Source organism: Serratia sp. TSA_130.1 (genome assembly GCF_052691795.1).
Map to the genome: position 1 here is coordinate 49,856 of NZ_JBQZFS010000011.1, position 19,073 is coordinate 68,928.

13 protein-coding genes and 1 pseudogene are annotated in these 19,073 nt (G+C 58.9%); 12 read left to right on the forward strand and 2 right to left on the reverse strand.

What is annotated here, in order from left to right:
• The first annotated feature begins 2 nt into the window (after positions 1 to 2).
• The 3 genes and pseudogenes from traG to traT all read left to right on the forward strand — a co-directional run bounded on the left by traG (position 3) and on the right by traT (position 4,175).
• A complete protein-coding gene (traG, locus tag ACUTQY_RS24165; RefSeq protein ID WP_260048767.1) occupies positions 3 to 2,879 on the forward strand; it encodes a conjugal transfer mating-pair stabilization protein TraG in 2,877 nt (958 codons plus the stop codon).
• Positions 2,866 to 3,444, forward strand: a complete 579-nt coding sequence (locus ACUTQY_RS24170) for a hypothetical protein (RefSeq protein ID WP_260048766.1) — start codon at positions 2,866 to 2,868, stop codon at positions 3,442 to 3,444. The genes traG and ACUTQY_RS24170 overlap by 14 nt, the downstream gene beginning before the upstream one ends.
• Positions 3,441 to 4,175 (forward strand): annotated as a pseudogene (traT, locus tag ACUTQY_RS24175) (conjugal transfer complement resistance protein TraT). Before ACUTQY_RS24170 ends, traT begins: the two are co-directional and overlap by 4 nt.
• Positions 4,176 to 4,507: 332 nt before the next feature.
• Here the strand turns inward: traT and ACUTQY_RS24180 are convergent.
• Together ACUTQY_RS24180 and ACUTQY_RS24185 are read right to left on the reverse strand one after the other, a co-directional pair.
• Positions 4,508 to 5,005 carry a GNAT family N-acetyltransferase gene (locus ACUTQY_RS24180; RefSeq protein WP_260048765.1) on the reverse strand — a complete coding sequence of 166 codons (498 nt, stop codon included), beginning with the start codon at positions 5,003 to 5,005 and terminating at the stop codon, positions 4,508 to 4,510.
• Positions 5,002 to 5,283, reverse strand: a complete 282-nt coding sequence (locus tag ACUTQY_RS24185; protein WP_180547226.1) for a type II toxin-antitoxin system TacA family antitoxin — start codon at positions 5,281 to 5,283, stop codon at positions 5,002 to 5,004. Before ACUTQY_RS24185 ends, ACUTQY_RS24180 begins: the two co-directional genes overlap by 4 nt.
• 75 nt (positions 5,284 to 5,358) lie before the next feature.
• Between ACUTQY_RS24185 and ACUTQY_RS24190 the strand changes: the two genes are divergently transcribed.
• From ACUTQY_RS24190 to ACUTQY_RS24230, 9 genes are all read left to right on the forward strand, one after another.
• Positions 5,359 to 5,895 carry a phospholipase D family nuclease gene (locus ACUTQY_RS24190; RefSeq protein ID WP_260048764.1) on the forward strand — a complete coding sequence of 179 codons (537 nt, stop codon included), beginning with the start codon at positions 5,359 to 5,361 and terminating at the stop codon, positions 5,893 to 5,895.
• A complete protein-coding gene (gene traD, locus ACUTQY_RS24195; protein WP_260048763.1) occupies positions 5,895 to 8,006 on the forward strand; it encodes a type IV conjugative transfer system coupling protein TraD in 2,112 nt (703 codons plus the stop codon). The genes ACUTQY_RS24190 and traD overlap by 1 nt, the downstream gene beginning before the upstream one ends.
• Positions 8,007 to 8,008: 2 nt before the next feature.
• Positions 8,009 to 13,180: a MobF family relaxase gene (gene mobF, locus ACUTQY_RS24200; RefSeq protein ID WP_445583334.1), complete on the forward strand. Its 5,172-nt coding sequence runs from the start codon at positions 8,009 to 8,011 to the stop codon at positions 13,178 to 13,180.
• Between the two features lie 90 nt (positions 13,181 to 13,270).
• Positions 13,271 to 14,053, forward strand: a complete 783-nt coding sequence (locus ACUTQY_RS24205; RefSeq protein ID WP_260048761.1) for a TraX family protein — start codon at positions 13,271 to 13,273, stop codon at positions 14,051 to 14,053.
• Complete coding sequence (locus ACUTQY_RS24210) at positions 14,041 to 14,310, forward strand: ParE family toxin-like protein (RefSeq protein WP_149543304.1); 270 nt, start codon at positions 14,041 to 14,043, stop codon at positions 14,308 to 14,310. The genes ACUTQY_RS24205 and ACUTQY_RS24210 overlap by 13 nt, the downstream gene beginning before the upstream one ends.
• A gap of 22 nt (positions 14,311 to 14,332) precedes the next feature.
• A complete protein-coding gene (locus ACUTQY_RS24215) occupies positions 14,333 to 14,944 on the forward strand; it encodes a hypothetical protein (protein ID WP_260048760.1) in 612 nt (203 codons plus the stop codon).
• 744 nt (positions 14,945 to 15,688) lie between these two features.
• Positions 15,689 to 15,949 (forward strand): replication regulatory protein RepA, encoded by a 261-nt coding sequence (locus tag ACUTQY_RS24220; RefSeq protein ID WP_170853589.1) that lies wholly within the window; start codon positions 15,689 to 15,691, stop codon positions 15,947 to 15,949.
• A gap of 449 nt (positions 15,950 to 16,398) precedes the next feature.
• Positions 16,399 to 17,322 carry a Replication protein gene (locus tag ACUTQY_RS24225; RefSeq protein ID WP_311202136.1) on the forward strand — a complete coding sequence of 308 codons (924 nt, stop codon included), beginning with the start codon at positions 16,399 to 16,401 and terminating at the stop codon, positions 17,320 to 17,322.
• Positions 17,323 to 18,331: 1,009 nt separating this feature from the next.
• The gene (locus ACUTQY_RS24230; protein WP_072270307.1) at positions 18,332 to 19,048 is read left to right on the forward strand and encodes a colicin Z family toxin; all 717 of its coding nucleotides are present in this window, start codon (positions 18,332 to 18,334) and stop codon (positions 19,046 to 19,048) included.
• The last annotated feature ends 25 nt before the right edge of the window (positions 19,049 to 19,073 follow it).

A 19,073-nucleotide genomic window follows, 5' to 3' on the forward strand; every position in this document is an offset into this window, starting at 1 on the left:
GGATGGATATCTGGGTGACGGGCAACGGCAGCATCATCACCATGGGCCTGAACTTTGTGGCGACGATGGTCAATACCGCCGGCTGGCGCAGCATCCTGTGGCTGGCCGAGACGCTGGGCGTGCTGACCTGCCTGATTGCCTTTGTGCGCACGCATGATGCGAAAGTGATGTTTGGCTGGGGGCTGACGTTCGTCATTGTCACCTCTGCCTTGCTCTCGCCGCGCACCACGGTAGTGGTCAACGACCTTAACCGGCCGCAGGAGACAGGGCGGGTCGACAACGTCCCGATGGGGCTGGCGGTGCCTATGTGGCTGTTGACGACAACCTCCATCACCCTGTCGACCGGGTTTGAGGATATCCTGCACCTGCCGGCAGAGCGGGCCTACTCGCAAACCGGCATGATGTTCGGCACGCGCCTGATGCAGGAATCGTTCGTCGTCAGACTCAAGAATGAGGTGCTGGCGGAGAACTTCAACGAATACGTGAAGAACTGCATCATCCCCGATGTGCAGCTCAATCACAAATACACGGTCAGCCAGCTGATGCAGTCCAGGGACATCGATGCCCTGATATTCAAAAAGCCCAGCCCGCTGCGCGGCATCATGTTCAACACCGGCACGGACACGGTTTACAAATCGTGCATCGAGGTCACCCCTACCATCCGCAGTCAGATAGCGGCGGAAAGCGGACAAAACGGCGGCAGCTTCCTGCGACTGGTGCGACGCATGCTGCCGGGGCTGCGCAACAATACCACGGTACTGCCGCAGTACCTGGAAGGGTCATACAACTACTTCTTTGAGGCAGGCAAGTCGTCGAGCGACATCCTCAAGCAAAACGTGATGATTGCCGGCATCAAGCGCGGCCTTAACAGCTACAGTCGCTCGATGGGTGACATGGGGTCGCTGGTCGACATGAACTCGGAAATGTCGCTGATGAAGCTCAAACTCACCCACCACAGCGGCTACCAGATGGCAAGCCAGGTGATGCCGCTGCTGCATACGGTATTCATGGTGATGTTCGTTTGCCTGTTCCCGTTGATGTTGCTGTTGCTGTTTGTGCGCGAGATGACCTGGCCGGTGGTGAAAAGCTACCTCGGGTGGTTCGCCAGCCTGATGATGTGGCCACTGATGTTCTCCATCCTGAACTTCATCGTCAACTTCACCAGTGCCTATATGCTCAAGGGCGCCGGCCCGACGCTGTCCAACGAGAACCAGGTGATGTCTGATGCCACCACCCTGGCGGGCGTTGCCGGCTGGCTGACGCTGACGGTGCCGTTCCTCTCTAACTACCTGTTCACCCGCATCGGGCAGGGGGTGGCCAGCGCCGGTTCGTACGTGGGCAACGCGCTGATGAGCGCCACGGCGGGCGATGCCGGGAATGTGGCGAGCGGCAACTACAGCATCAATAACCAGTCGGTCGACAACGTCAACGGCTTCAAGACCGACCTGAACCGCGTCTGGCGCAGCGGTCAGACCACTACGCAGCTGGGCAACGGCGCCACCGAAACCCGTACTGCAGATGGCCAGCATGTGTATCAGACCGGGGAGGCGATGTCGAAACTGCCGGTCGACATCAACTTCGACCACCATCGCGCCTCGGCCGCCCAAAAGCTGACGCGGGAGAGCGAGGTGCAGACCCAGACGGCGCTGGAAGGCTACAATCACTCGGTTACTGAAACCGGCGGCAAGCTGCGCCAGTTCCACGACCAGTTCGGCAACAGCGACAGCACCACGCTGGCGGCGCAGACCGGCATGTCGACCGTCGATGCGCAGCGCATGAACAAGGCGATTGCGGTCGTAGAGGCGCACGCGAAGCGCAATCATATCTCCTTCGATCAGGGCTTCACCGAACTTGAAACCAAGGCCAGGTCTCTCAACGTAAATGCGGGGGCCAAAGCGGCGTTTGTCGTTGATAGCGAAAAAGCGGCGCTTGGGAAAGTAGCGTCACTAGCGTTTGGAGGGTCCGTCAGGGGAGATCTTCATGCTGGTATTGAAGGCACCGGCAGTTCAGGTAGCTCGGCCCAAACCTCGCAGGGTGGGCGCAACACCACGGATGCAGGTCACGATATCTCCGCCAGTGATGCCAAGACCTTCAGTGAGGGGCTGGACGTGATGCGCAATTACAGCGTCAACTACATCGGCCAGCGGGTCGACAATGCTGCAGCCGGCCTGATGCAACAAATCTCTGCCGGACTGACAACCAGCGACAGCCACTACCAGCAGTTCACCGACAGCCAGACCCGCACGCACGAGTTCCAGCAGATGGCATCGAACACAGATACGCTCAGCGCGCAGGCACGAAGCAACTACACGCAGGAGTTTGTGGGGTATGTGCACGGCAAGCTGTCTGATGATGAGGCGCGCGAGGTGCTGACCAACACCAACAGCGAGGCGGTGCGCATGCGCCGGGAAGACCTGGCGGAGGCGTTCGTCGAGGACAAACTGCGCGGACGACTGGACACGCACTATGACCGGGCGGCCAGCCATGTCGGCGACGGTATCCACGCGCCTGGTAACGCGGCGAAAGCGCAAGGCGGGGCATACGGTGCGGCAATGGGAGATATTGATGCCAGGGTTGCCGATGCGCACATCAAAAAGGACGTGAAGGTGCAGGTCGGTAATATGATGGAAAACACCACGCAACGCATGAATGATAATGAAGATCTGGTTAATTATGATAAAGGCGATGTGGAAAAAGGTCTGAATAATAATAAAACAAACTTTAACCAACAGAATAAAGATTATACTATAAAGCATCAGGCGGCGGAATTACATCAGGCGAAGTTTACTGATCCCCGTGATGATAAAAATGCTGATTATTTGGAGCAAGCGAAAGAACTGCTGAATAAACAAAAAGGCGGTAAAGATGAAACAAAGTGAGGTTCGTGAAGAAGTCGCGATGATCGTCAAGGCGATCAAGGAAAGTGATGTTGAGGTGCCATCTTTTTCAGAAGGCATGCGCCCGTCTCTTATTTATTTTTGCCTTGTTCATTTGATAATGCTTGTTGGAATGATTCCTATGGTGCTTTTTGAGAGGCGCATAGACAGTAATTTTTACTGCAGTATGTATTTCTTCTCGGTTTTATTTAATTTGGGGTTTGGTTCGCTTATCTATTCGTATCATATGCAGTACTTGATGATCCCGGAAGAAACAAGGAGAAAATCTCGTCTGTTGGCCATGTTAAGAGAAAAAGTCTCTCACTATGCTTATTTCCATTTTGGCATATTGCTAACCGTATCAGCCTATTGCTTACCGGATGGAATGGCTTCATTACTTCCATTAGTACAAATACCGTTATTTTTTATAACCGTGTTTGTTCTCCTCTTTGATCTGGGGCGATTCAACCTCCCCAGCCTGGCAGGGTTAGTCGATGCAGCGAAGGACGAGTTAAAAAACAAAGAGTTGCAAGAGTTTCTCAATGGTGTAAACAAGGAAGAACGATGAAATCTACTCAAAAAATAATGATGGTAGCTCTGGTCAGCAGTACGCTGGCTCTTTCTGGGTGCGGCGCCATGAGCACCGCCATCAAAAAGCGTAACCTCGAGGTCAAGACTCAGATGAGCTAGACCATCTGGCTCGAACCGGCCAGCGAGCGGACCGTGTACCTGCAGATCAAGAACACCTCTGACAAGGACATGAGCGCGCTGCAGGCGAAAATCGCCGATGCCGTCAAGGCCAAGGGCTATGTTGTGGTCAGCAACCCCGCCTCGGCCTACTACTGGGTACAGGCGAACGTACTCAAGGCGGACAAGATGGATCTGCGCGAGGCGCAGGGCTTCCTGAGTCAGGGCTATGAGGGCGGCGTGGCCGGCGCGGCGCTCGGCGCGGGGATCACCGCCTACAACTCCAATTCCGCCGGTGCCACCCTGGGTGTCGGTCTGGCCGCCGGCCTGCTCGGTGCTGCCGCCGACGCCCTGGTTGAAGACACCAACTACACCATGGTGACCGATGTGCAAATCGCCGAGCGCACCACCGCCAGCGTGCGCACCGACAGCGTCGCGGCACTGCGTCAGGGCACATCCGGCGCCAAGGTACAGACCAGCACGCAGCAGGGTAACCAGCATAAGTACCAGACCCGGGTGGTGTCCAACGCCAACAAGGTCAATCTTAAGTTCGAGGAAGCTAAACCGGTGCTCGAAGACCAGTTGGCCAAGTCGATTGCCAATATCTTGTAAATACACGTCGGCCCGGTTGGCAGGGCCGCTTTCAGGGATGAATGAGATATGAATGTCAAACAGCTATTCCCCGCCATCAGCTGGATACTCACCGTTTTTATTGTGCGACATTCCACGACGATAGTTATTGGCGAATCGAGAAATTACTACGATTTGTTGTTAAGCATTTTCTGCTTTATCGGTGTGTGGCAATCGCTGAATTTAATAAAACATTTTTTCGCGTGGTTTAATGGGCGGTCAGGTGGTAATTAATAAAAAGCTTTTATCCTTTGAGTAAACGGTGGGTTATTACTCAGAAAATTGCACCGAGAATTAAAGCAGCGAGAAGCTTCTCAGCTCTGAGGTATCCCGGAAAGGGGATAAAATAACTGTAAAGGAGCGTCGATTAGCGGAATGAACCCATGGTGCAGGTAAAAATTGGCTGCCTGTGTATCTTTGGCATCTACCGTTAACGCGTAAGCGCCAATATCGACGTTTGCAGCTCTTATCAGGGCGTCTGCCAGCAGTGCGCCGCCAATACCCTGACCGGAATAACGCAGATCGACAGCCAGGCGGCCCAGGCGGATCACCGGAATGGCGGGATATCGCGGCAGTTTCCTTTGTTGCTTTTCGGGGATTGTGGGCAACATGACGTTGGCCGCCGCCAGGGTATAAAACCCGACAATCTCCCCCGTGCTGTCCAGGGCGACATAGCAGGTTGTGATCCGTCGACGACTATCTTGTGACACCCGTTGATGGAAGTAGCTGTCGATTGCCACAGAAGCACTACGGAACGATTTGCGATCGAGGCTCTCCGGCAATCTGACGACCGTCAGGGGAGTACCACTCACTCTTCACGCCCGAAATGGTGCTTGTGACGCTCAAATGCCCGATTCAGCGCGGCATTTGCCACAGGGGGATGAATCAGCGCCTCGGCAAAGCGCCGCTCGTCTTCCATCGATAGCCTGATCGTGGTCGTTTGCTCAATGGCTTTTGCTGCCGCTTCCTGAACCGCTGATATGACAAAATCGGTCATCGAGCGACCTTGCAGTTCTGCTGCCCGTTTCAACATATCCCGAAGCTCTGGTGTGATGCGCGCTTCGAGTCGCGCTGATGTTGTAGATGCCATGATAAATACCTCCTTATGTATTGTACGGCCGCTTGCCGTACAAGTAAACCCGCACCCTTCGAAGGAAAGCATACGATGATGTTTGAGCGAGTTCACCGTCATTGCCGATGCCTGCTTGTCGGTTTGTTTTTGATGGTCTGTCATACAGGCGCCCAGGCCGCTGGCGTTATGACGGGATTTTCACCCGGCGGCACGGCGCAGCAGGTGGTGCTGGCCGCCATTGGCAGTGCGCAGATGTCTATCGGCATGGCGGCCTACAGCTTTACCAGTAAACCCATCGCCACCGCGCTGCTCGCCGCCCAAAGGCGCGGCGTCAGGGTGCAGGTGGTGGCCGACCGCAAGGCCAACAGCAAATACACAGCCGTCACCTTTCTGGCCAACCAAGGCGTACCGGTACGGCTCAATGACCGCTACGCCGCGATGCATCACAAGTTTATGGTTATCGATAACCGCTCGGTGCAGGTGGGGTCCTATAACTACTCGGTGAGTGCCCATGCGCGTAATGCCGAAAACGCCCTCTGGCTGCAGGATGTGCCATTGGTTGCCGCCGATTTTTCACGTGAGTTCGCCCGCCTGTGGGACGAGGGTGAGCCTGTTTTGCGGAGGTACTGATGAGTCTTAATACCCGCGACTTTACCCAGGGCGGTCAGGTCCTCAAGTACATGATTGGCATGTTCCTGCAAATCATGAACATCGCCACCTTCTGGATATTGATGGCCTCGCTGGCGGTGTTTGCGCTGTGGGTCGGGTTGTCGATGCGTTTTGAGCAAATCATCCACGGCGGCAGTTACTGGTTGGTCAAATGGGTGGTGCTGCCGTTTCACCGGCAATTCCCCTCCGGCGCCGGCAACACCATGACCTTTCACTGGACACGGCCGCAAACCGGTCAGGTCGTCGAGTTCAAGTTCACGGCGGCGCAAGTGGTGGCCGATCGCTATTTCCAGCAGCAGGGCAATCTTCTCAAGGAGGTGGCCTTCTGGGGCTGGGGCGCGGCCAGCGTCACCTTTGCGCTCGGTTTTCTCGCCGTGTTCTGGTATCTGGGCGGTCGCGGCAAGAAGCAGCGGCAGAACGAGATGGTCGGCGGCCGTGAGCTGGTCGACGACGTGAAAGTAGTCAACAAGATCCTGAAGAAGCACGATCGGCTGTCGCCGCTCGCCCTGTGCGGGCTGCACCTCATCAAATACAGCGAGATGCAGAACATCGTTATGCACGGCACCGTCGGCGCCGGCAAGAGCACCATGATCAACAACCTTTGCCGCCAGCTGCGCGCACGCGGCGACAAGGTGATGATTTACGACAAGGGCGGCAACTTCCTGCCGCTGTTCTACCGGGCAAACAAGGACGTCATCCTCAACCCGTTTGATGCGCGCTGCGCCGCCTGGGATTTATGGGACGAGTGCCGCACGGTGGCGGATTTCGAGAACTTCGCCAAGACCCTGTTGCCTGACGCGCCGAGCGGCGATCCTTTCTGGCTGCTGGCCGCCCGCCGGCTGTTTGCGGAAGTTGCGCGACGCCTGGCCAAAATGAATGAGCGCAACCTGCGCACCCTGATGAAGAAGCTGCTGTCGGTGTCGCTTGAAGACCTGCGCACCTTCCTCAAGGACACCGACGCCGCCAACCTGGTGGACGGCAGCGTCGAGAAAACCGCCATGACCATCCGCATGGTGCTCACCAGCTATGTCACCGCGCTGCGCTTTCTGCAGGGGCTGGATGAGGAGGGCAAGCGCCCCTTCAACCTGCGTGACTGGGTACACACTGTGGACATGGACGGCGACAACGGCTGGATCTTCATCACCAGCGACGGGCGCCATCACGAGGCGCTCAAACCGCTGCTGACCGCGTGGCTGCACATGCTGATGGTCAACGTGCTGGGGTTGCGCCCGGATGCGGACCGCGAGCGGCGCATCTGGCTGTTGCTTGACGAGCTGCCGTCGTTGCACAAGCTGCCGATACTCGGCGAATACGTGGCCGAAGCGCGCAAGTTCGGCGGTTGCACCCTGGTGGGGCTGCAGAACTACCCGCAGCTGGAGACGCAATTCGGCCGCGAGGGCGCCGCCGATATCTGGGACTTGCTCAATACCCGCGTGTTCGGCCGCGCGCCCAGTGCGCACGTGGCTAAGTTTGTACAGGAAGAGCTGGGTGAAAAACGTCACCTCAAGTTTCGCGACCAGTACAGCTACGGCGTCGATATCATTCGGGACGGCGTGCAGTTTTCCAAGGATGAAGTCAACGAACACCTGGTGAGCTACTCGGATATCCAGAAGCTGGACGACCTGGAGTGCTATATCACCCTGCCGGGCCGGCTACCGGTGGTGCACATGAAGATGACGCGTGAGCCCTTTTCTGTTGTGGCCGAGGCGAGCGTGCCGCGCGACGTCGACGCGGTGATGGACGAGGATATCGAAGCATTGCTGGAAGGCGGCGACACGCTGCAGGGGGTGACCGGCAACGCGGTGGCGGCGCTGTTCGCACCGGCGACCGCCACGCCCGTATCGGAAAGTACGGCCAACGCCGGCGCCGTAACGCCGGCGCAGGACGCTGATGAGGCCGAGGGACGTGGTACCGATATTGAAGCATCGGCCACGGGATCCGCGAGGACTGCCCCGCCGACGCCGGAGAAAACCGACGTGCAAGGCAATGAGCAGGTTCCGCCCGAGCTGCGGGATGAAGATCAGATGGTCCGTCCATCCGGGCGTTCGCCGTTTACCGAAATGGAGCGATAACCATGCTATCCGTCTCAGTGGTTAAGTCGGCCGCCAACGCCGCCGGCTACTACGAGCAGAAAGACAACTACTACTTTATCGGCGAGATGGCCACCGAGTGGCTCGGTACCGGCGCCGAGAGCCTGGGGCTTGAAGGGCCGGTCAAGGGCGAGGTGTTCAGGGCGGTGCTGGAAGGCCATCTGCCGGATGGGGGTGACCTGTCGCACATGAAAAACGGCAAGAACACCCATCAGCCGGGCATCGACCTGACCTTCTCGGCACCCAAGAGCGTGTCGGTGCTGGCGCTGGTTGCCGGTGACACGTTCCTGATTGGGGCGCACAAGCGGGCGGTGGCCGCCACGCTTAACGAGCTGGAGAAGTTTGCCTCGACGCGCACCATGACGGACGGCGTCAGCGCGCTTGAGCAGACCGGTAACCTGGTGGTGGCGACGTTTTTGCACGACACCTCGCGTAACCTCGACCCGCAGCTGCATACCCACGCCATTGTGGCCAACGCCACGCTGGCGGCCGGCGGCTGGAAAACGCTCTCCAGTGATACCAAGGCCGGCAGTGGCTTTAACAACATCCTCTGGAAGGAGCAGGTGAGTATCGGCGCGATGTACCGCGGGTTTATGCGCGGCGAACTTGAAGCTGCCGGCTACCTGCTGCGTGACGCCGGCCCGCACGGCATGTATGAGATTGACGGGGTGCCGACCGAGCCCTTTTCGTCACGGCGCCAGGACATTCTCGCCGCAGCGGGGAGGGATGCCGGCAGCCGGGAGAAAACCCGGGCGGCGCTCGATACCCGCAAGGCCAAGGACTTTACCTGCATGGATGACGTGCGCGATTACTGGCGGCAGAAGCTGAAGGATGAGCTCGGCTTTGATTACGCGGCTTTTAAGGCGGAGGTTGACGCGCGGGCGGCGGATAAGACCGCGGAGCCGGCGCCACAGACCGCTGCGGCCGTGCTGCTGGCGGCCCGCACGCAGCGTCAGGCGGCGCAGGATGATGCCATGACACCGGCGCAGGCCGTGGAGCAGGCGATAGCCGTCGTGTCCAAAAGCGCGGTTCGCTTTGGCATTGACGCGGTGCTGACCGCGGCACTGGGTCGCCTGCCGATGCGCGAAGGGGTGTATGGCGCCGTGCGCACGGAAATCGAGACCGCGGTGGCGCGCGGCGCGCTGCTGGCAGTGGACGGTGCGCAAACGCTGTTTACGTCGGCGGCACATGTGCGGGACGAGCAGCGATTGTCTCAGCTCGCCGCCCGGCTGGCAGCGGGGCGGGTGGATACGCCGGCGCCTGCGCAAGCGACCGGCATCGTCGCGCAGTGGGCGCAGGCAGGCAGGGGGCTGACGCTCATCGATGCGCGCGGTGGCCAGGCATTTCAGGCAGACCTGCTGACGCGCTTTGGTGAGGCGGCGGCGCAGGCCGGGCGTGAGAGCGTGGTGGTGGTGGCGAGCCGGGCAGCCCGGTCGCGCCTGAAGGGGGTGGACGTGGGCACGGTGATGACGGTGGAGGAGGTCGCCGAGCGCGGCCTGCCCGCGTCTTCGCAGGTGGCGCTGCCCGAGTCTGAGCAGCTGAGCGTGCCGCAGCTCCATCAGGTGCTGCAGGCGGTTGACCGCAGTCAGGGTGTGGCCGTCGTACTGGATACGCATGCGCGGCGTGCAACCGGGTTCGGCGCCGAGGTGCTGCGCGCCGCCGGTGTCATGCAGCTCAAGACCTCCGAGCGCCAGGAAAATGCCACGGTGACGCTGGTGCAAAAGGATACGGTGGATGACCGGCTGCAGGTTGCCGCCCGGCACGTGGCGAAGCAGGCGGCCGCCGGGCTGGCGGTGGTGGCGCAGGCGGGCAATGCCCGCACGCGCGCCCAATTAACGCAGGCCATTCGGACTGCGCTGGGTGAAGAAGGGGTACTTGGCGCCACGCTCAGGACGGTTGATACGCTCTCACCCGTGTGGCTGGACGCCGGCACGCGGCAAAATCGCGGGACTTACAAGGTGGGGATGGTGCTGGAGCGGGTAGAGGGCAAGCAGGTTCTTGAGCGCATGACGGTGGTGGGTGTCAGCAAGGAGACCCACAAACTGTCGGTCGAGGACGCAAACGGGAACCGCAGCGGTCTGGCGATAAGCGCCATCGACAGCAGCTACCGTCTCTGGCAAAAGGCATCACTGACGCTGCAGGAAGGTGAGCGGGTCAGGGCGACCGGCGAGCTGGGGCACCACCTGCGCGCCGATGCGGAGCTGCGGGTGGTCGGCATCAAACCCAAAAGCCTGCTGTTTAGGGAGCGACTGGTTGTTGAAGACGCGGAGGGCAAGCGTGCGCACATCCCGCTGACCGGCGCCCCGCTGAAGATGGACTACGCCTACACCGAATCGCTGGGGGCGAGCCGCAAAACGCAGGGGCAGGTGGTGGCGGTGCTGGGCGGCAAGGAGGTCTCGGATGCCACGGTCAACCAGTTGCGGCGCAGCGGAGACGCCATCCTCGCCTTTACGCCGCTCTCGGAGGCGGACATCACCGCCAGGCTCACGCACACGCGCACCTCGGTGACGGTCACGCAGGGGCTGCAGGCGCTCGGCAGCAAGGACTCGGTCACCGAGGCCCTGCGCAGCCTGCAGCAGGCGCGCATGACGCCGACGTCGCGCGCGGTAGGGCTGACTATCGAAAAGGCGACGGGCACGAACGTGATGTTCTCCGCGCTGAAGGTGGCGGCTCTGGCCGGGCAGATGGACGAGCGCGTCACCCCGGATGTGGCGCTGGGTGAGCTGGCGCGGCTTGAGCGGCGCGGCGACATCATTGCCCTGGCCACCGTTCAGGGACGCGGTGACACCTATATCCGGCGCGAGAACTGGGAGCAGGAGAAAACGGTGCTGCGGCATATCGCCGAGGGGAAGAACAGCCTGCCGCCGTTGACAACAAACAGTGGCCTAACCAATCGCGAAGATGACCCCAGTCAAACGGGGAGAGCTGCGGACCCGTACCCGAACCTGACTCAGGGACAGCGGCAGGCTGCAGAGATGATACTAACCAGCAAGGATCGCTTTGTCACTATCCAGGGCTATGCTGGGGTAGGCAAAACCACCCAGTTCAAGGTGGTCGCCGCCGCGCTGGCAAGGCTCGACAACCCGCCGCAGGTGGTGGGGCTGGCGCCGACGCACCGGGCGGTCAGCGAGCTGACCGCGGCGGGACTCCCGGCGCAGACCCTCGCCAGCTTCCTCAGCGAGCAGTCACGCGCGCAGGAAGGCGGTGAGAAGCCGGACTTTTCCCGTACGGTGTTCGTGATAGACGAAAGTTCGATGGTGGGAAACCGCGATATGGCCACCGCCGTCTCGCTGATTGCACAGGGGGGCGGCCGGGCGGTGATGAGCGGCGACGAGGCCCAGCTCAAGCCGCTCGAGTCCGGCGTGCCGTTCTCGCTCACGCTGCATCGCAGCGCCGCCGACATCGCCATCATGCAGGATATCGTGCGTCAGACGCCGGCCCTGCGGCCGGCCATCGAGGCGATGATTGCCGGCAATGTGCGCGAGGCGGTGACCGTGTCACAGCAGGTGGGGCCGGACATCATCCCGCGCGAGTCGGGTTCTCCGGTGCCGTCATCCAGCGTCATCGACCTCAAGACGCTCGGCGAGTCCGATGTGGCGGCGCTGATTGCCGCCGACTATGTAGGCCGCACCCCCGAGGCCCGGGACAACACCCTGATTGTTGCCGAACTGAACGCCGACCGGCGTGCCATCAATGACGCGGTGCATGACCGGCTGCAGGCAGAGGGCAAGCTTGGGGAAAGCATCACGGTCAGCACCCTGAGTCGCGTATCGAACAGCCAGGCGGACCTCGGCAGCCGGGCGTTCTGGCAGGCGAATACCGGGCATGTCGTCAAGATGGGCGAGGACTATTTCACCATCAAGGCCGTCGATGGCCAAAGCGGCACGGTATCACTCACCGGCCTGGACGGTCATGACGAACGCTGGCTGGCGCCGGCTACCCTGAGGCGCAGCCAGGTTGCGGTATTTGAGGCAAAAACGATGACGGTATCGGTCGGGGAGCGGCTACGGCTGACCACCACCGACCGCGACCGGATGCTGCGCACCAACGACATCGGTGTGGTGACCTGCATCGATGCGCGCGGGCGGCTGCAGGTGACGGTCGGTGAGCAGCAGGTCAGCCTCGACCCGACCGCCGTGCCGGGGGACCGGCATATCGACTACGGCTACGCCGTTACCACCTACAGCGCCCAGGGGGCTTCGGTGGACTACGTGATAGCCCTGCAAGGCATTGAGGGCGCGCGCAAGCGCATGGCATCACAGGACAGCGCCTACGTCGCCCTGTCGCGCGCAAAGCAGCATGTGCAGCTGTATGTCGACGACCTTGAGGGCTGGCAACGGCAGGTGGAAAAGCACACCGGCAAGCGCGAGACGGTGCATGACGTGCTATTGCGCGCCGATGACGCCGCGGCGCAGGCGGCGGTGCGCGCCTTTGAGGCCGGGCGACCGGCCGGCGAGACCCGCCTCGCCAGTCGGCTGGACGCGTACATGCGCGATGCGGCGCACTTCCAGGGCGGCGGCAGGCCGGCCCTGCTGTACGCGGTGGTCAACGAGCACGGCCGACAGCGCGGTAACTGGGTGGTGCCGGTGTCGCCGGCCACCGGGAGACTGGATATCGAAAACGCGCACTACCAGGGTGCGGAAGACGGGGCGCGGGTGGTGCTGCGGCAGGGTGAGAAAGAGAGCGCCGCGCTGATAGCGGCGACGCTGGATGAGGCGCGCGCCCTGATGCAGGCGCAGCCTGACCGGGCGGTGGTGCTGCTGCGGGGCGACGCCGTGGCCTCCACGGACGAAACCGCAAGTGCGCAGAGCGATACGCCGGCGGCCGATACGCTGCGCCTCGAGGAAGAACTGAAGGCAGCACGGGAGCGCGAGGCGATAGCCGAGGTATTCGGTGAGCGCAAGGTGACCGACCTGCCGGATGAAAAGGCGCTGGAAGCGGAAGGCCGGCCGCAAGACGACGCGGCGCTGCTCGACCTGTCTGCCCAGGACGCCGAAGCCCGGCAGGAGGCCGACCGCCTGCGGGATGCGGTGCGCGGTCTGGAAGCGACGGATGACAAGCGGCCATCGATGGCCAACGACGAGGTCAATATCGTGCGCCATGCGCCGGAAACTGACCCGGACATGAGCAAAACCAAACAGAAAACCATGGAATAGCGATGGGCATTACGGTAACTCGATCGCTGATTCCGGTCGCCCGATCACTGATTCCGATTTCAGCCGATCGCCCTGTACAAGGAACTGACTATGCGAACGATCACCTTACTGGCCGCCAGTCGGCTTGATTTTACCTCACTGCAGCAGGACGGCATCAAGCTGCTGGCGCTGCTGCTGATGATGGGAGACCACGCCAACGCGGCGCTGCACCTCAATATCGATGCCCTGATGTGGCTGGGGCGTGGCGCCTTCCCGCTGTTTGCGCTGGTATGGGGGTATAACCTGGCACAGCGGCCCGTCACTCAGCGACAGGCCACGAGGCTGTGGCTGTGGGCGCTGGTTACCCAGCCGGTCTACTGGCAGGCGGTGGCGCCGGACGGCGGCGTGCTGGATGACATGAATATCCTGTTTCTGTTTGCCGTGATGACGCAGTATCTGTGCCTGTTCGAGCGGTTCCATGCAAAAGGCGGCCTCGGGTGGATGGCTCTGGGTGGTGCCTTGCTGGCAATCTGGGTCAACCACTTCGCCGCCGGAACCTTTGGCTGGGCCGGGGTGTTTGTGATGGCGGCAAGCTACCAGTGTTATGCCCCGGCGGACGAAGCTCGCCGGCAGGGGTGGCTCACCGAGTATCGCCCGGTCGTTGTCCTGACCTGGTGTGCGTGTGTCTTGCTGCTGAACCTGGGTGGCGGCACTATTCCGATGGTAGCCGGGTTGCTGGTGTCGGCGATTGTGCTGCTGGTCTCCATCGCACTGCGGCCGCTCGGCACCCTGCGCGAAAGACGGCTGCTGCCGCGCCAGTTCTTTCCTGTGGCCTACGTTGCCCATTTGGCGCTGCTCTGGGCGTTATCGGCGGGAGTGTCATGGAGTGCGTAACGGCCCGGCGAGCCGATGGCCGGCGGTGCCGACTGCGGCTGCCGGCCGGCTTTGATGTGCGCGTGCGCCGGCGCGCGGAAGTTGCCTGGCGCGACTGGGTGGCGGGACTTCGCAAGGCGGTGCGGTTAAAGCCGCGGCGGGAGCTGCTCAAGCTGGATGTAGGTCAGGGCTGGCGGCTGCTGAGCGATGACGAGGGAAGTTGCTGGACGCTGCTGTCGCATGCGCAATACACGCAGCGCCTGCAGCGCAGGCCGTGAAATCAATCAAAGGAGGGAAAAGATGCTGGAAACTATTATCGGCTTTTTGACCGTGGGGGTGAGCGTATTTGTGGCGGTGTCCTTCCTGCCGGCCATCCAGCCGCAGAACGCGGCGCTGTTACGCTGGGTACGCGGCAGTAACGTGACCGTAACAGTGGATGAGCTGCGACAGGGCGACCAGTACGACCGCGCCGCGCGTGATGTCGTTTACCGCTTTGCCAGCCACCATCACGTCAACGACAAGGAAGAGCGTGCACTGCTTGACCTGGTGAAACACCCCGGGCTGTTGCCGGTGACGGCCCTGCTGCACCCGACGCTGGTCAGACTGAGTTCGCAAATGACGTTGTCGGCCCCAGGGCGCCACCAGACGCAGCGGGTGTTTGAGCGCAGTGGCCACCTCAATGCGCTGATGGCCTGCCTCACGGTGATTGCGGTGATTTTTCCGCCGTCGGTGGGAATTGCCCTGGTGCGCAGCAGCTACTGGCTTTTTCCGCTGCTCAACGTGCTGGCATTTATCAAATGCTGGGCGCTGGTGCGGGCCGTGATAGCCGATATCGGCGTGCTCAACCTGGTGATGCCACAGCGTGATGAACCAGGTCGAGGCGCTGACGCCCGCCGGTTGTCCGATGACTGAGTCGTCCCAATATAAAATTGGCACGCCCCATCCATCCCCAAAAGGAAATCATGCCATGGATAAACAGGAATACCGGCTGTACCTGCCATGTTGAAGGCGCGCGGCGACCTGGCACGCAAGGCAATGGCCGACAACGCCCGGCGGCGTAACCTGATCAAGGCGCATCGTCAACGACGTTCAGACGACATCAGGTCATTGTTGGCCTGGAAAGACAGGGATGTGTCAGTTGGCTGCTGGCCAGCGATGATGAGCTGGACACCCGCGAACGGGCGTTCGGCAAATGAGCGCCGGCCACCACGGGGTTTGGGGAGTAGTGGAACCAAAAAGACGGTCAAGCGGTTCAATTGAGAGGTCAATAACAGGTAAATCAATCTGTTGAGATCAACGGTGTCTTTTGCTCTGCAAGCGGCAAAGATGAGTATAGGTAATTTGGCTTTCGTAAAAGAGGTGGCTGAAAATGGCAATCGGCGATGTAAATTGGCTGGATAATTTTTGGCTAGTTAAAATGACCGCTTAACGGTGTTTACTGTTCCGTTACTCCCCAAATCCCATGCACAGAAAGGTACTGCCTTTCTGTAACTCTATGACGGCTTGAACCCCTGGGTTCTGGTCGTCCGCTCTTCCTGCATTTTTATCTATCATCCCGCGCCAACGGGACTGAAAAATGCTTTTTATGCTGCTAAGTTACGGATTCTGTAGTACGCTTTGCCAAACGATCCTTTTCAGATCCTTGGGGAGGCAGAAATGTCACAGTCCGTAAACGCAGTTACTTCCTCATCGAAAACTAAGCGTCAGTACAGAAAGGGTAATGCTATGACTGCTTCTGAGAAGCAGTTGGCATCGATAGCTCGGAAACGTGCAACGCATAAAGAGATTAATGTTTTTGTCCGAAATCCTTTAAAAGAACAACTGATTGAATTTTGTTCAGATGAGGGGCTAACTCAAGGACAAATGATTGAGATGCTGATTGAGCGCGAAGCAAATAGACGGCTTGCGGAAAAGTAAATGGTTTACTTTCTTGCTAGGTTTTTGCTCTGGTGCTAGATTACTGATCGTTTGAAGAATTTTTTGGTTGGCCACGCCGAAAGGTGGCAAGGAATGGGTTCTGAGGCTGTTTGAGCTGAATCCAAGAAAGCAAAAACCCCGATAATCTTCGACTAGTTTGGCGACTGAGAAGATTACCGGGGCCCACTTAAAACTGTATAGAAGCGTTGCTCTATGCAGGGAGTATAGAATTGTGCCAAAAAAAATTCAACTCCTTCTGCGCAACATAAGCGAAGGGCTATTTGAATAGCCAATTTGCGAATGTTGAGCACCACATCAATGAATCCCGTAGCTCCCGGCGGGGCGAAGCTAATGCGCTTCGGCGCGGGCAACAAAAAATTCATCGTCGCTATACGCCCAATCTGTGCTGTCGTGTGCCGAAAGGCATGGCTAGCAAGGTGGTGGCGCGCATGAGCAGTCACGACTGGCGGCGTAATGATGACCTGATCGGTCTGCGCCGGCAGGGCTATATCCCCTATACCCAACGCAATAACCCGGACTACCGTCCCAAACCGATGCGCATTGCCGCGCGGTCGGAGAGCCGTGAAGCGCTGACGGTGCTCTCGATGGTGCTGGGCGCCAACTGCGACTACAACCCGGACAGCGACTACCCGTTTGAGATCATGCTGCCGTTCGAGGACGTGGCCAAAGCGATGGGGGTGCTGCACGTATACGAAAGCGGCCGCAAGGCGTATGACGTGGCGCTGCATGCGCTGTCGGTGCTCGAGCAGCTGGACTACCTCATCGTGTCGCGCGGGCAGGATACTGACACCGGTCAGAACAAGCCACTGCGCATCTGGCTGACGGAGAAATTCTTCACCAGTCGAGGTATCCATGTTCACGAAATTCGCCTGTGGCTGGATCAGTACCGTCTGTGGGCTATCAAGAACGGGCTGACGGAAAGCCTGCGCAAGAAATACGAACGTCACCTGGTGCGCATTACGCATCTGGGGATCGACATCGAACGCAAGCACTCGCTAAAAAACCGCCTGAAGCAAATCAAGCGTTGGGTGGTGAGTCCCGATCTGCAGAATCTCAAGAAAGATGCCGAAACCGTTATCGAGGACGAACTGGCCAAGCGCCAGCAGAACGAACATCGCCTCGACACCCTGCTGGACGATACCGCCGACAATATTAAACGGCTGGCCAGCGCCAAGCGTCGCCAGCAGAATGGCTTCTACCAGGCCTGGGTGCAGTGGACGATGGGCCGCTCGCCGCTGAAGGCGATGGAGCTGGAGAATACGCTCAAACGTGAACAGCCCGGACTGCTGAACAGCGATCCGGAGGCGTTCTACCGGCTGCTGCTGGAGCGCGCCGGCGTCATCTCAGCCTAACTTCTTCCGACATACAGAATTGTTACCCTGCCTGACCCGCGGGGGTTTTGTGCTGCTTGTTTCTCGCCGCTGATGCCAGGTTGGCCATTCGGCCGGAGTGTTTCGGCTGATGTCGGCGTGATTTTCACGGCCGCCGACGGCGATCCGGGGCGTTGCTAACATCGATCGGCAACGAATAAACCCTTAACTTCGACATTAACTTCGTAGGCAGTATTAACTTCGAAATATCACTCGGAGAGATGCTTAATTTCGAAGGTTGTTTCTGAACAAACTAAGCCCTTTAAATAAAGGGAGTCACTCAGCGCACCGGCTTTCGCCGTTGCTGTTGAGTACCTCCCTCACTTTGTTCGGGCAAAAAACAGAGCCTTACTCAGTTCCATGCCTCTCTTAACAAAAACCTGATGTAGCACCTGCAGTCACGACTGCAGGCAAAAGAACCTGCACCCAAGCCGGAACCGCCGAAATTTCCCAACCAATGAAATTAGCCAACCTTAGCCCCACAAACCTCCTCACCACCGCTGAAAAGCGGCCCCGCCCCGGCCCAAAGGGCCGGAACAGAGTCGCTTTTAATGATGGATGTTGTAACTAGAAACTGAGTCGCTTTCAGATGCGTTGCTGAACGTTCTGCATACACGCCCGTAAGCGGCCCTCACGGCCCGCTAACGCGGAGATACGCCCCGACTGCGGCTACGCCTTGCCGTGACCACTCCGACGGCGCAATGAAAGATATACAACGCTTTCAGTCGATTTAGCTTTTCAGGGCGAGGGGCTGGATAGGTGAAATCTATCAAAGCAGGGCGGCTTCGCCGCGTCTCCGGCGACCCTGACCAAATGGTGTTCTCTTACCGCGCGGCTGTCGCCTCCATGCGCTGAAGCGCATACAGGGGCGATGTTGTGAGGACTATGGAACAACACGGGCTAATCGCTGTAACGGTATCGACTGGGTAAATTACTGGTTGTGCATACAGTTGTATGCGCTGCCTATTTAATCGCAAAGAGGAGATACGTTATGAGTGGAACCCCACATAACAACAAAGTAACCTATGACGGCTTCAACTGTAACGGCGGTAAGCCGCCCGAAGCCAATACCAGTTGGAGCCATGTAACCAATGCATGGGAATGGAACGACCTGAAATTAAATCCCGGCTCGATATCTGACTGGTTTCCTGAAGAAGTAAAAGAAGCACTCGAAAATAATATCTGTATCATTTGTGGGGAAAAGAACTGTCCCTATATTAAAAATAACAGAGACTACCAAAATCTCATCAATTCCCTGAAAAGTGGGAACGTGGAAGAAGCCAAAAAAGTTTATAGAACAAAGTTTGCACAACTTCGGAAAATACACAAAGCGGAAGTGATGAAAGGACTACAAAAGGCCCGCGATGCAAGAAACAATGGTGTTTGTACCGTGCCTTATACCGGTCCAATTCAACATAAACGCGCCATCGCTACGCCTGGTGTATGGAGTGAGTGGATTGAGTTATTAAATTCCTTTGCTAACGAAACCTCCCCTAATGTGTATACCGTCAGTTTTAATCCTTCGTCGAATATGGAGTCTTCTTTTGATGTGGAGATAAAATACCCAGAAGCTAATGGAATGAAAACCATTAACACAATGGGGCCCGGTTCATATACAATCAAAGCCACAGGGATCGGAAATACATACATCAGGGTAAAATCACACTCAAGCCCTGTGACTGTTACCTTTGAATTCCCTGATAAATAACGCTTCAGTTGAGCGGAGCCACCTT